The 12370-nt window shown below is 69.6% G+C and carries 10 protein-coding genes and 2 pseudogenes; 3 read left to right on the plus strand and 9 right to left on the minus strand.

The window, feature by feature from the left end:
* Positions 1–80: 80 nt before the first annotated feature.
* Together ACIA5C_RS00080 and ACIA5C_RS00085 are read right to left on the minus strand one after the other, a co-directional pair.
* A complete protein-coding gene (locus tag ACIA5C_RS00080; RefSeq protein ID WP_396049614.1) occupies positions 81–1019 on the minus strand; it encodes a ParB/RepB/Spo0J family partition protein in 939 nt (312 codons plus the stop codon).
* A 650-nt stretch (positions 1020–1669) separates the two neighbouring features.
* The gene (locus ACIA5C_RS00085) at positions 1670–1981 is read right to left on the minus strand and encodes an ABC transporter permease subunit (RefSeq protein WP_396049615.1); all 312 of its coding nucleotides are present in this window, start codon (positions 1979–1981) and stop codon (positions 1670–1672) included.
* A 1044-nt stretch (positions 1982–3025) separates the two neighbouring features.
* Between ACIA5C_RS00085 and ACIA5C_RS00090 the strand changes: the two genes are divergently transcribed.
* Complete coding sequence (locus tag ACIA5C_RS00090) at positions 3026–3409, plus strand: peptidase inhibitor family I36 protein (protein ID WP_396049616.1); 384 nt, start codon at positions 3026–3028, stop codon at positions 3407–3409.
* A gap of 1317 nt (positions 3410–4726) precedes the next feature.
* Here ACIA5C_RS00090 and ACIA5C_RS00095 read toward each other — a convergent pair.
* Complete coding sequence (locus ACIA5C_RS00095) at positions 4727–5839, minus strand: TolB family protein (protein WP_396049618.1); 1113 nt, start codon at positions 5837–5839, stop codon at positions 4727–4729.
* A 709-nt stretch (positions 5840–6548) separates the two neighbouring features.
* Here ACIA5C_RS00095 and ACIA5C_RS00100 point away from each other — a divergent pair.
* On the plus strand, positions 6549–6926 hold the full coding sequence (locus ACIA5C_RS00100) for a hypothetical protein (protein ID WP_396049619.1): 378 nt from the start codon (positions 6549–6551) through the stop codon (positions 6924–6926).
* Between the two features lie 260 nt (positions 6927–7186).
* Here ACIA5C_RS00100 and ACIA5C_RS00105 read toward each other — a convergent pair whose 3' ends face one another.
* The 3 genes and pseudogenes from ACIA5C_RS00105 to ACIA5C_RS00115 all read right to left on the minus strand — a co-directional run.
* Positions 7187–7771, minus strand: a complete 585-nt coding sequence (locus ACIA5C_RS00105) for a prephenate dehydrogenase dimerization domain-containing protein (RefSeq protein WP_396051975.1) — start codon at positions 7769–7771, stop codon at positions 7187–7189.
* Between the two features lie 94 nt (positions 7772–7865).
* Positions 7866–7949: pseudogene (locus ACIA5C_RS00110) on the minus strand (prephenate dehydrogenase/arogenate dehydrogenase family protein); the annotation flags it as partial.
* A 50-nt stretch (positions 7950–7999) separates the two neighbouring features.
* Positions 8000–8287 (minus strand): annotated as a pseudogene (locus ACIA5C_RS00115) (prephenate dehydrogenase/arogenate dehydrogenase family protein); the annotation flags it as partial.
* 102 nt (positions 8288–8389) lie between these two features.
* Here ACIA5C_RS00115 and ACIA5C_RS00120 point away from each other — a divergent pair.
* Positions 8390–9478 carry an alpha-hydroxy acid oxidase gene (locus tag ACIA5C_RS00120; protein WP_396049621.1) on the plus strand — a complete coding sequence of 363 codons (1089 nt, stop codon included), beginning with the start codon at positions 8390–8392 and terminating at the stop codon, positions 9476–9478.
* A gap of 3 nt (positions 9479–9481) precedes the next feature.
* On the opposite strand, the gene hppD is transcribed toward ACIA5C_RS00120, so the two are convergent.
* The 3 genes from hppD to ACIA5C_RS00135 form a co-directional block, all read right to left on the minus strand.
* Positions 9482–10531 carry a 4-hydroxyphenylpyruvate dioxygenase gene (gene hppD, locus ACIA5C_RS00125; protein WP_396049623.1) on the minus strand — a complete coding sequence of 350 codons (1050 nt, stop codon included), beginning with the start codon at positions 10529–10531 and terminating at the stop codon, positions 9482–9484.
* 2 nt (positions 10532–10533) lie between these two features.
* Complete coding sequence (locus ACIA5C_RS00130) at positions 10534–11868, minus strand: PLP-dependent aminotransferase family protein (RefSeq protein ID WP_396049624.1); 1335 nt, start codon at positions 11866–11868, stop codon at positions 10534–10536.
* 91 nt (positions 11869–11959) lie between these two features.
* Positions 11960–12367, minus strand: a complete 408-nt coding sequence (locus ACIA5C_RS00135; protein ID WP_396049626.1) for a hypothetical protein — start codon at positions 12365–12367, stop codon at positions 11960–11962.
* Positions 12368–12370: the final 3 nt, after the last annotated feature.

The raw sequence follows: 12370 nt of genomic DNA on the forward strand, positions 1-12370 counted from the left end.
GGCCGGCTCATCGTCGGACAGCGATAAACGTCCCTGATGGTCGACGGGCCGCGCACCTGACCAGCCGGAGGGCGACGGGCTCACGCCACCGCGCTTTTGTTCCGTAGCTCGACGGCGAAGGTGCGCCACACGTCGGCGTAGCCGATCAGCAGGTCGGACACCTGGTTCGTGCAATGCGCGGGCACGGTCGCCAGGATGCTTTCCTGTTCCCGAATCGCCACCGCGCAGGTCTGCAACATCCGAAGGACCAGCCGGCCCACCTCGTTGAACCGCAACGACGGATCGTTCTGCAGACTGCGCAACGCCGCGAACAACTCATCCGGGGTCCGCTGCGCGGGCACCTGAGCGCCGCTGCCGGCCCGCGGCGGCTGCGGGGAACGGTCCCGCGGCTGCAGCACCGGCTGCGCCCCGCGCCGCATCCGGTCACGTACGTCGGCCACCGTGGCCGGCGCGACCCCGGCCTGCCGGGCGATCGCCCGTAACGACGCGTCCGGGTTCTGCCGGATCAGTTCCCCCGCCCGCTCCCGGCCCGAAGCACCGTTGATCGGCCGGACCTTACCGTCCCGACCGACCCGGCGTTCCTGCTGCGCGACCGGCCCCGCCAGACTCCGACGCACCTGCAACACCTTCCGCGGCGACAACCCCACCGCGGCCGCGACCGCCCGATCCGACCACGACGGATACGACTCGAAAATCCGCCGCGCCGCCGCCACCCGATCCACCGACGACAACGGCAGACCATGCGTCACGTTCATCGCGACCGACAGCAGATACGCCTCCTCCACCCGGCCGTGGAAATACCGGACACGGATCTCCGTCCACCCCAACGACACCGCCGCCCGCAACCGATGCAAACCATCGATCAGCTGCATCGTCTCGGCATGCACCACGATCGGCGGCAGATCAGCCAGCACCTCGGCGAGCAGCCGCACATGCTCGGCATCCTCACCACCGGAACGCGGCGTAGCCGACACCACCACCGAACTGATCGGCACCATCGCGACCGAAGACGTCTGCACCTGCTCGCAACACCCCTGAAGGAAAGCGAGCCCATGAATATGCGAAGCCTCTGTGACTGCCAAAGCGATTCCCCCGTGATTAAGCCACAATAAAGAGCTCTAATCTCACCCTTACCTTGAAAGGACCGGCTTGATAGCTCGAACCGCGCGGAGCCGGATTCCAGTCACCATAGTCGATGAAGAACTGGACGGGATCTTCGTACGGCAACCAGTATGTCCTATTAGCTGGCATATACCGCAATGGTCCGTCTTCGCACCAAGATCGATACACCACCCCACCAGCCATAACACCATTCCCAGAGATCGTTGATTCCCACATACCGACGTCCCGGGCCGGGTCTGTTCAACTGCGTACGACGACTCAGATGAACAGTGGAGCGACCCTTCAGGCGAGCGTCGCCGTCACCATCCGGGCGTCGCGGCGTGGCTCCGTGCGCCTCCGCGATCTCGGCCTGTCAGCCGTACGCGACGAGGGCGAGCGCCTCGGAGGACTCGGGGACGAGCTCACCGGCGTACAAAAGACGGGACCGCCGACGCGTACGGGATTTCGCACGGCTGGACGTCCGAGCCGGTCGGCCCGCGCTCGAGGCGACCGGGCGTGCGGCGCCGCTCGAAGATGCTTGGCACGCTCTCCGGATGCCTCCCGCAAGTCACTTGCTGAAGCCGGCGGTGAGACCGCTCTGCAACTGCCGACGCCCGATCGCGTACAGAATGACGATCGGGAGAAGGGTCAGCGTGACCGCCGCGAGGATGATGCTGGCCTGGCCCTGGAAGTCGGCCAGCGCCAAGGGGACGGTGCGCAGGCCGGGGCTCTGGGTCAACACCAGCGGGAGCAGAAAGCCGTTCCAGATGCCGATGCCGTTGTAGACGGCGACCGTGATCAGGGCCGGCCGGGTCAGCGGGAACACCAGCCGCCACAGCGTGCCCCACTCGGTGTCCGTCCTGGTGCTCTCGAACTTCATCCGGGACGATCCAGTTGTACTGCAACACCTTGCGGACGGACGAGGCGTTCCGCTCGGCGGGCGAAGACACGTCGACCGTGGCCAAGACTCAGACACCTTCCAGCCGACTACCGTCACCACGGCCGGCGAGGAGCCGCGACAACTGAGCCGGGATCAAATCGACCAACACCAGAATTACCGCAGTCACGCTCGCCGGGCCGGAGTGGGATTACCGAAAAGCACCCTCAGCGACCTTCCACGCGGCCGCCGGAAGGTCGGCCAAGGCGTCGTCACAGGTCGCCCCGCCCGTAGGCGCCGGCGCCGCTGAAAATCTTCAGGCGATCACGAGCACGTCGCATCAACACCGGCATGCTCACCACCCCCGAAGGCGCCACATACAGAGCGATCGATTTGTGACAGTACATATAGGGTGGTGGTAAGACAATACCGATCAGGCCGCCGGCCGCGGGATGACCGACCGTCGGACGAGCCGAGCATTACGCGTCGGTTTGCAGCCGCACGTTCGGTCCACGATGACGACGGCATCGCGGCGGTTCTCGAACGGATCCTGAGCCTCCACTGACGCTTCGTGCGAACGCTCACGTCGCCCGTACCGCTGTGGGCGCCGACCCGGCCGGGAAGCGTCCCCTGAATCAGATCCGCTCGGCGGCCGCTCCGGGTGCGCATTGGTGCGTGATCGACCAGGCGCAGGCCGTAGTCCAGACCGATCGGCACGCCGCTGGGGCCGGCCATGAAACGTCCTTCAGCACAATCGTGGCCGCGACCGCGCCACAGAGAACGGTTGTCCGGTCGGCGAGCCGCGCACACTCCATTGTGGCGTGCTCAATACATCGACGTCGGTGCATGCCTTGGCGAAGGGCGTGGATGGCATGAATGATTCGAAGGCACCTTCGCGGGACCCCTGCCCGCCCGAGCGGCCCCGGGGCCGTTACACCCGTCTGCCATCGATGCGGCCGAAGGACTCGGGACGGAAGGTGCTGTCCCGGGATCCGGTCCGATGACCCGAGCTGTTATTTCGTCCGTTCACATTGAGGAGACGTTCGCATGTCAGTGTTCATCCGCCGGCTCGTAACACCGTTCGTGGCTGCCGCCCTGATCGGCGTGGCAACTATCGGTCAGGCTGCTCCGGCGCGCGCGGGAGGCGTCGATGCGCTCGCGGTCGGCGAGTGCCCATTCACGAACACTCTGTGCCTGTTCGACGGCACTCGCTATACCGGCCAACGGATCACGTTGTCCGGCGGCGGCATCTGCGTGAGCCTGGTCAATCAGGGCTGGGGCGAGCGGGCGCGTTCGGTCATCAACACCAACTCGCGATCGGCAGCGATGTTCGCCAATGACGATTGCCTCGGAGGCCCTTTCCAGGTAAGTGGAAACACCGGGATCGCCGACCTCGACGCCTTTCGCCCGAAGAGCGTTTGGGCGCCCTGAGGGAACGCGCCGACAGGTGACCGCCACGTTCCGCCGCGGCGACGCGTGCGAACACCGCGATCCGGACGGTGTCTCTCGACCGCCGGGCTAGGCGATGACGCGGCTCCTGCGTCTGCGGGCCGTCGCGTACCCGATGAGGCCGTCACCAACAGGCCTCCGCCCACCGCCGCGAGCGTTGCTGTCCGCGTACCCGTGACGGGCAGGACTCCCCCGTCGCCTTGACCACCGCCCGGGGCCGTCGCCGGCGGGGTGAGGGGGTGTCGAGGGTTCGCCGCCGGACGGGAGGATGTGACGAGAACGTAGTCGGCCGTGCCGGTGCGGCCGGGCTGGAGGTCACCGGAGGCCGGCACCAGGGTGAGGGTGCCGCGTTCGACCCGCGTGCCGGGGTGGCCGACATCTCGGCGAAGGTTCCTGATGCCACGGTAGCCTTGGGCCCGGGCGGCGTCGACGCCGTGTTCGCCCGCGCCGGCACGTGGCTACGGCGGCGCCCACTACCGCCGAATTCCCTACCCCTATGTCGGGGCCTTTGTCATGACCCCTTACCGCATGAGACTGGGCACGTTAGATGGCGGTTGAGCACGCTAGTTGACGGTCAGTGGAGCGGACGGGATCGGTTCGACCGGCAACAGCGAGATCCCTCGCTCGCCGGCGCCGCTCTACCTCGTCCACGCCGCGACGTAGACCCGGCATTTCCGCCCAGCGGACACGGCATGATCAACCGCGCTGGAAGCACCTCGCCGAGTAGGCTGCCGCTGGTCAGGAGCGCTTCGACCCAGCAACGTGCTCCTGACCACCTGTGCCAGGACGGTCCCTGAGCTGTCGATGTCTGCCATGCCGCGTTGCGGGAACGGTGGCTGACACCATGGCGACTGTTGTTGCGGTCAACCGTTCCGGGGTGACGGCAACCAGTTCCGTGTCAAGCATGAGCGCGGTCCCTCTGCGGGAGTGGTCGCGAGCGTCCGTCGACTAAGTCGAGTCACCGCCCGTGCGGGGACGGCGGTGTCCGGATTTAGCTGATGACCCATCGCACCTCCCGGTCGTTCACCCGCTCGCGTCAAGCGGGTGTTCATACCCAAGGCCAATGGGAAACAGCGCCCGCTCAGCATTCCCCGTCATCTCGGACCGCCTCCCCATGGGGCGAGCCTATGGCTGTGGGTCGCTGCATGTTGTCCTTGTCCTTCGGGCGGTGTTCCAGATCCGGCCTGCGTCGATGGAAAGTCTGTGCTACCAGGTTCGGCGTCTCCGGTGGCTGGCAGATCCGATCGGGGCGGTGCACCTCGCTGGAAAGGTGCGGCGTCGGCCGGGTCGGATGTTCTGTCAGTCGGGCAGCCAGCCGAGTATCTGGCGGTAACCGCCGCCACGGTCGCCGGGGACGAGCGTCGAGGCGCCGGTGCCAAGGTCATTGAGGTATACGGACCCTTCGCCGACGGTCGCGAACTGGGTGCCGGCCGGATTCCAAGCGGCCGTGCCGGGGGCAACGAGGTGGGGTGAGACCAAGCCCCTGTGCAGGTCGTAGGAGGACAGATCCTGGACGACGCCGGTACGCGAGCTGTACCGCTTGGTGACACACCTCTCGTCGGTGCTGTGGTCGCAGGCGTCGATCACCAGCACGTCGCAGGAGTCAGCGATGAAAGCGTTGTCCTCCACCGTCGGCAGTTTGCCGCTCGCCGGGGCCACGGCGCCCGGCCGCGCCAGATCACCGTCGCCCAGCTTTGTCGTGTCCAGGACGTACTCGGTGTACTCGGTGATGCTGGCGTCCTTGTAGAGCCGGGACAGGATGCGGGTGCCGCAGCGGTCGTGGACCACCCACCGCTGCGGCGAGTCGATCAGCCGTATCGGGGCGAGGATGGCGACGGTGGTCGTGTCGGGTGGCACCTCGGCCGGCTTGCCCTGCTCGACGGTGATCACACTCGGCATCTTCGCTACCCGGTCGAAGACCAGCCGACGCGTGTCCAGCCATTGGCCGCAGGTCAGCTGCGAGGTGGCGGCGAAGGTCGGCGCGCCGGGATCGGGCGGTCCGAAGATGAACTTGCCGTTACTCTGCACGTACGTCGCATGTTTGGGCGCGTCCACCCGGGTCGCAACGCCCGCGGGCGTGGTCACGTAGAGCCCGCCGTCCTGCACGGCGATGAAGTCCAGCCGCCTACCGTCGGGCGACCAATGCAGGCAACCGGGTGCGACGTTCAACCCGGCGTGGTCGGCGCTGATGGTGATCGTCTGCTCGGCGCCGCTGGCCAGATTACGCAGGACCAGCTGGGTGTCTTGTTTGACGTACGCCAGCGTCTTGCGGTCCGGGGACAGGTCGGCGACGACTGCGTCCGCGGTGATCGTAGTGTCCGGCCCGCTACCGGTGACTCGGCGGATCGTGTGGTCGTCGGGGCTGAAAACGACAATGCGCCCCTGCAATGTCGGACCGGGCGGCGCGCTCATCGCGGTCGGGGCAGGCCGCGCAGGTGAAGCCGTGCACCCGGCCAAGGCTAACGTCAACGTTATCGCGATGGCACTGTGACGGCGCATGAGTCCGGACATCCCGCCTCCCCGCAGGTACGACGCGAAGAGTCTATCCGGCCGATGTGGACACAGTCGAACACTACGCCGCAACGCGCTGTCGCGGTGCCACCACCCGCGTGACGTCGGGGTGACATCAGGGTCGGGTCGGGGTGTACCGCCAATGGCGTCGAATGCTTGTCCTGCCAAATACAGACATTCCTCCGTTTCTGCACCGAGGACAGCATTCGGGCCTACGCCTCGGGACTTCCCGGCCGCGATTCATCTAGCCCAGATGTACCGAACCGTCAACATCCACGCCCAACCGCCGCCAAGAACCTTGCCCCAACCACAGGAACGCGTGCGCGCCCGGCTCAACATCAACCGCCAACTACGCTGCCCAGTCACACCGCATTCATTGAGCTGGATAGATGGCTGTCGGGCGTGGCAGGTGGCGGCAACCGCGGGCGGCCGGGGATAGCACCGCCCGGGGCCGAGGCGCGCTGACTGTTGGTTAGGCGAGGTCGTCCGTGCGGCGGTCAGGCTGTTTCGATCGTCTCGACGAGCGTCCGCAAGGCTTCGTACGCGTCGTCGCGTCCCGCTCGGCGATCGGTGCCGTCCGGACTGTCCAGGGACAGGTCGAGGCACGCCCGTGCTAGCGCAGGACACAGCTCGGCAGATCGTCACGGGTGCCGACAACGCCGTGGGCGGTCTGTACGGCCACGACGGCACGGACGACATCGTGCTGATGACCGCGGCCCGGGGATCGATCGAGGAGCCGAAGTCCGCCGTGGACTTCTTGTTCCGCGAGCTCGACCTGACCTGGACATCGGATGCGACGAGCATCCCGCCCGGCCCCCAGGGCGGGATGGTGAAGTGCCGTGAGGCCGGCGACTCGAACCACCAGATGGCCGTCTGCGTCTGGGCCGACCCGGACGCGATCGGCGTCCTCGTCTGGTACACCAAACACGTGAAGGCGGTCAGCCCGGACTTCGCGACGATCCGTGCCGAGATCGAGACGGCGACGTAACGCGGCAATCACTCGTTCGCCGGACTCGGTCTCGAGGATCGCGTCCAGCCCGGGCACGCTGTCGGGATGCGCCGGTCGGCTCCGGGTCCGCGACCACGGGCCGGGCACCATGGTCGAGCGTCGCTACGGCTACGAGGAGACCGGCAACATGACCTCGGCCGGCGCCGACACCCGACCGTGGCCCCGCGCACCGCGGCCGGCGTCATACCGAGGTGCCGATCGGTTGACCCGGACGCTGCCGGAGGCCCCTCTGGAACCGCTCAGGCACGGTTCGCGCCCACCGGGGTGACCGGCCAGCCGGCGGTGGCGAGCCCGGCGGCCGCGGCCACGAGCGCGGCCGCCGGCACCTCGAGGTGGACCACCAGATTGCCGTCGCGGTCGAGGGCGGTGCCGGTGCGGTCCGGGGCGACACCGTACGGCGCGGCGTCGTGCAGCAGCCGGCGCAGGCCGCCGGGGCCGTGGTCGAGGTCCACTCGCAACCGGGCGCCGGCGGACGGCGGCCGGATCCGGGACGCGCCGTCCACCCCGCGGGCCAGCAGCCCGGTGACCGCACGAGCGGCCTCGGCCCGGTGGTCCGGCGCGGCGGCCGGCGTCGGGGTCGCCAGCGCCTCGACCGTGGCCAGCAGAAGGGTCAGGTCGTCGTGCACGTCGCGGAGCACGGCGGCGACGGCCGGCGCGTTCGACCGGACGACGTCGGTCCACAGTGTGGGGTCACCGGCCGCCACCCGGGTGACGTCGCGGACGCCCTGGCCGGTGAGCGTCTCCGTTCCGGCCGGGCCCTCCCGCAGGCGCGCCGCGGTGAGGGCGGCCATCAGGTGCGGCACGTGCGAGGTCAGCGCGACCAACGCGTCGTGCGCCCCGCTGGCCAGCCCGCACCGGCACCGCGCCGCAGATCTCGGCCAGCGCGGTGGCGCTCGCCAGGGCCGCGGCGCCGGTGCGCGCGGACGGGGTGAGCACCCAGGTCTTGCCGGTGAACAGGTCGGCCGTGGCGGCCATCGGGCCGGACCGCTCCCGGCCGGCCATCGGATGCCCGCCGACGTACGCGGCCGGATCCGAGCCAGCCGCAGGACGTCGCGTTCCGGCTCGCCCTTGACCCCGGCCACGTCGGTGTAGCTGTGGGCCGACCGGTGCCGCTGCACGTCCCGCAGCACCGGGCCGACCTGGGCCGGCGGCACCGCGATCAGCGCGAGGTCGACCGGGCCGGGTGGTGTCCCGGCCACGCCGGCGCCGAGCGCCTCGGCCACCCGGACCGCCGTGGCGTCGTGGTCGGCGAGGAAGACCGTGGTCCCGGCACGCCGGGCGGCGAGCGCGACCGAGGTGCCGACCAGACCCGTTCCGACCACGAGCAGACTGCGAACCATCGCAGAACCACCGCCTCTCGATGACACCGCACCATGTTCAGCCGATGTTCGCCATCAACGCCGCCCCCGACTACAGTCCGGGCGACGCGAACAGGAGGCCGGATGGACTTCACCAGCATCGCCGACGTCGAACGCGCCGCCGCCGCGGTGCTGCCCTCCGCCGTACGGGATTTCGTCGCCGGCGGGGCCGGCCGGGAGACCACCCTGGACGCCAATCGAGCCGCGCTGGACCGGGTTTTCGTGGTGCCGCGGGTACTGCGGGACGTGTCCACGTGCGACACCGGATCGACACTGCTCGGCTGTCCGGTGGCGCAGCCCGTGGCGGTCGCGCCGGTGGCGTATCAGCGGTTGCTGCACCCCGACGGCGAGACGGCGACCGCCCGGGCCGCCGCCGACGCCGGGGTGCCGTTCGTCGCGAGCACGCTCAGCAGTGTCCCGATCGAGCAGATCGCCGCGGTCGGCGGGACGGTGTGGTTCCAGGTCTACTGGCTGCGGGACACCGCCGCGGTGCTGGACCTGGTGCGCCGGGCCGAGGACGCGGGCTGCCGGGCCGTCGTGGTCACCGTCGACGTGCCGTGGATGGGCCGCCGGCTGCGTGACCTCCGCAACGGGTTCGCGCTACCCGCCGAGGTCCGCGCCGCCAACCTGGACACCAGCGACACCGCCCACCGGAAGCGATCCGGCGCGTCGGCGGTCGCGGCCCACACCAGCCAGACGTTCTCGCCGGCGCTGACCTGGGCGTCGATCGCAGCGCTGCGCGAACACACCCGGCTTCCCGTGGTGCTCAAGGGTGTGCTGGCCGCCGAGGACGCCCGGCGCGCGGCCGGGTCCGGAGTGGACGCGGTGGTGGTGAGCAACCACGGGGGCCGGCAACTGGACGGTGCGGTGCCGAGCGCTGACGTGCTGGCCGAGGTGGTGGCGGCCGTGGACGGGCGGTGTGAGGTGCTGCTCGACAGCGGCATCCGCGGTGGCATCGACGTGTTGCGGGCGCTGGCACTCGGCGCGGCCGGGGTGCTGGCCGGGCGGCCGATGATGTGGGGTCTGGCGGCGGGGGGCACGGACGGTGCGCGCCAGGTGCTCGACCTGTTCGCGGCGGAGCTGCGCGACGCGATGGGACTGGCCGGATGCGGCACCGTCGCCGAGGCGCGGCGCCTGCGCACCGTACGGTCCGCCGGCACCGCGTCCGGTTGAGGCTCAGGCCTGAGCGGCCGCCTGCTCGCGCTCGACCGCCTCGTACAGCGCCTTGATGTTGTTGCTGCCGAAGGTCCGCGCGCCGCGCCGCTCGATCAGTTCCCAGAAGAGGGTGCGCCGGGGGTGGGTCGAGGCCGTGAAGATCTGCAGCATGACCCCGGCGAAGTCACGGTCGGCCAGGATGCTGAGCTCGCGCAACCGCTCCACCGGAACACCGACTTGGCCGAGCCGGCCCGGCAGCGCCGCGTAGTACTCGCCGGGAGTGGACAGGAACGGTACGCCGCCGGCCCCGCAGGCACGGACACCGGCCACGATGTCCTCGGTGCGGAACGCGACGTGTTGCACCCCGGCGCCCTCGTTGGCCTCGACGAAGGCGTCGATCTGACCGGGGTCGCGGCTGGTGTCCGGTTCGAGGATGGTGAAGGTGAGGCCACGGGACGCGCTCTGCACCACCTTGGAATGCATCGCCTGAGAGCCGACGATGATCTCCTCCTCGAAGGTCTGTTCGAGGTCGAAGACTTCCCGGTAACGGCGGATGGCACCGTCCAGCTCGCCGGCCGGCAGGCACACCGCCAGGTGGTCCACCTCGCGCAGCAGGCCGGCGGCGGGCTGCCGGCGCTCGGTGATCACCCCCGGCGCGAACGGGCCGGACGGGTTGCGGCGAGAGGTGAACCGGTGCTCGACGTCACCGAACCCGTCCACCGCGGCGAAGGTGACCGGGGAGCCATCGGGGTCGAGAGTGCGCGGGGGCGCCAGCGGCGCGGCGCCGCGCTCGACTGCCTCGGCGAACGCCGCGGCGGCGTCGTCGACCGCCAGGCCGACCACGGCGATCCCCTCGCCGTGCCGGGCGAGATAGTCGTACGCCCGATGCGTGGCGGTGAGCGGCGAGGTGACCAGCAGAGTGATGTCGTGCTGGCGCAGCAGGAGGGAGACGTGGTCGCTGAGCTCTCCCCGGCCCTGGACGGTGAATCCGAAACCGGTGCAGAGCCGGGCGGCGGCCTCCTCGGCGTCCTCGGCGAAGAACTCCAGGTGGTCGACGGTGCGAATCTCCATGATCACGGCTCCAGGTCTCGGTGGCTGGTCTCGGACTCGATGAAGGCGACCAGCCGGGTGATGCCCTCGTCGATCTCCTCGGGCGACAGGTAGCTGACCGAGAGCCGCAGGGCGCGGCGGCCGCCGTCGTCCGGATGGAAGTAGCGCATCGGTGTCCAGATGACGCCGAACTCCTCGGCCGCCCGGGTGAGCGCCGCGTCGTCGGCCTCGAACCCGACGGTCAGGCCGAGGAAGAACCCGCCGCTCGGTTCGTGCCAGCGCACGCCCAGCTCGGCGCGGCGGGATTCGGGCAGCCGCTCGGCGAGCCGATCGAGCACCCGCCGCATCGCGTCGCCGTAGTGGACCGCCGCCTTGGCGTTCAGCTCGGAGAGCCGCCCGTCGACGGCCAGCAACGCGCCCGCCACCACCGCCTGACTGAGCGACGAGGTGTTGACCGTCACCATGCTCTTGATCTTCGAGAGCTCGTCGGCGAGCAGCCCGACCCGGCCGTCGTCGCCGGTTACCGGCTGGTCGGCGACGGCGAAGCCGACCCGGGCGCCGGGGAAGAGTGTCTTGGAGTACGAGCCGAGGTGCACCACCGAGCGATGGCGGTCCAGGGCCTTGAGGGTCGGCACCGGTTCGCCCGGGCTGACCAGGCGGTACGGGGTGTCCTCCAGGATCAGCAGGTGCTCGCGGGCGGCCAGCTCCAGCAACTGGGCGCGGACCGGGCCGGGCAGAGTCGAGCCGGACGGGTTGGCGTGGTCGGGCACCAGGTAGAACGCCCGCGGGCGCCGACCCGCGGCGCGCTCAGCCCGGATCGCCGCCTCGAGATTGGCCAGGGAGAAGCCGTCTGTCGTCTCGGCCACCGCGCCCAGCGTCACGTCGAGCAGCCGGGCCACCCCGGTGATGCCGACGTAGCAGGGGCTGGACACCAGCAGGACGTCGTCCGGATCGCGGATCAGCGCCCGGACGACAAGCATCATCGCCTCCTGCGCGCCGACCGTGACCACGATCGACTCGGGCGGCACGTCGATCCCCTCGTCCCGGCGCAGCGAGTCGGCGATGATCTCGCGGATCTGACCGGCGGTCGGACCGTATTGATAGACCGCGGTGCGCACCTGCGCGGGCGAGGCGCCGTGGTCGGTCAGGTGGTCGAGATAGCGGCGCAGATGAGCGAGAACCTGTTCGGTCTCGAAGAACCCGTCGTACGGCCGGCCCGGCGCGAACGAGATGGCTCCGGGATAGCGAAGGGTGATCTCGTTGAGGAAGTTCATCGTGTCCAGGACCGGATCGGAAAGGCTCGAATGCAATTCCGACTTACGTATCGAGGACGACGTCGCGACATTTTTCCCGGACAAGGGGTCCTCCCTTTATTCGGCCGAATAATATACGGCCCGCGTCGATGGAACAACCTGTTCAACCGGCGGTCGCGCACATTTGGACGAGCGATCAGCGACCGCCCAATCCGGCCGCGGCGAGGAATTCGCCGCGGGAACGCGCGTCGTCGCGGAGAGCCGCCGCGCCGTCGCCGGAGAGGCTGTTGACGACCGCGGTTCGCATGGTTCCGTCGAGGGCGTAGGCGGCCGAACACGCCTCGGTGCAGAGCACCACGCCGAGTTCGCCCGGATGCGCCGCGGACCAGCCGGCGACGACGTTGAGCGCGTTGAGCCCGGCGTTGCAGCCCATCCCGACGATGTCGGAGCGACTGCAGTGCGGGTCGATGCCGAGATCCTTGATGATGCGCGCGCTGAGCCCGGGAGTGAGGTATCCGGTGGACGTCACGCAGCACAGGTGTCGCAGGTCGGACAGGGCGGCGCCGATGTTCTTGAGGCACGCCTGGAGCGCCTGGCCGCCCACGGG

The sequence above is a fragment of the Actinoplanes sp. NPDC051343 genome (assembly GCF_044455125.1).
In the GTDB taxonomy this organism is placed as follows: Bacteria; Actinomycetota; Actinomycetes; order Mycobacteriales; family Micromonosporaceae; genus Actinoplanes.

Excerpts from the sequence above, each read along its gene's own strand:
- ACIA5C_RS00120 (WP_396049621.1), top strand. The coding sequence starts at position 8,390 with ATGGACTTCACCAGCATCGCCGACGTCGAACGCGCCGCCGCCGCGGTG.
- ACIA5C_RS00090 (WP_396049616.1), top strand. The coding sequence starts at position 3,026 with ATGTCAGTGTTCATCCGCCGGCTCGTAACACCGTTCGTGGCTGCCGCC.
- ACIA5C_RS00085 (WP_396049615.1), bottom strand. The coding sequence starts at position 1,981 with ATGAAGTTCGAGAGCACCAGGACGGACACCGAGTGGGGCACGCTGTGG.
- ACIA5C_RS00095 (WP_396049618.1), bottom strand. The coding sequence starts at position 5,839 with ATGAGCGCGCCGCCCGGTCCGACATTGCAGGGGCGCATTGTCGTTTTC.
- hppD (WP_396049623.1), bottom strand. The coding sequence starts at position 10,531 with ATGGAGATTCGCACCGTCGACCACCTGGAGTTCTTCGCCGAGGACGCC.